Here is a 509-nt window from a genome sequence, read left to right on the forward strand (position 1 = left end):
GTCCGTTGCGGCGGGCGTCGGACAACCGCTCCAGCAGCACAAGGCCCACGCCCTCGCCCCAGCCGGTGCCGTCCGCCGAGGCCGAGAACGACTTGCAGCGGCCGTCGGGCGACAGCGCGCGGTGCCGGCTGAAAGCCGCGAACGCCTTGGGCGTCGCCATCACGGTGACACCCCCGGCCAACGCCAGGGAACACTCGCCGGAGCGCAGCGCCCGCGCCGCCCAGTGCAGGGCCACCAGCGAGGACGAGCACGCGGTGTCGAGCGTGATCGACGGCCCGCGCAGGCCGTACACGTAACTGATCCGGCCGGAGGCCACACTGCCCGCCGATCCCAGGGCCAGATGGGCCTCCAGGTCGTGCCTGTCCAGGCGCGTGGAGTAGTCGCCGTGCATCACGCCGACGAACACACCCGTGTCACTCTCGCGCAGCGCCGCCTGGGAGATGCCCGCCCGCTCCCAGACCTCCCACGAGGTCTCCAGCAACAGCCGCTGCTGGGGATCCATGGCACAG

The 509-nt window shown here is 72.3% G+C and carries 1 protein-coding gene; it reads right to left on the minus strand.

What is annotated here, in order from left to right; genetic code table 11:
- Nucleotides 1-509: beta-ketoacyl [acyl carrier protein] synthase domain-containing protein (locus GOAMR_RS15870; protein ID WP_005190007.1), on the minus strand; the 509-nt coding region annotated here is incomplete at both ends.

Origin of the sequence: Gordonia amarae NBRC 15530 (assembly GCF_000241345.1) — a bacterium.
Lineage (GTDB): Bacteria > Actinomycetota > Actinomycetes > Mycobacteriales > Mycobacteriaceae > Gordonia > Gordonia amarae.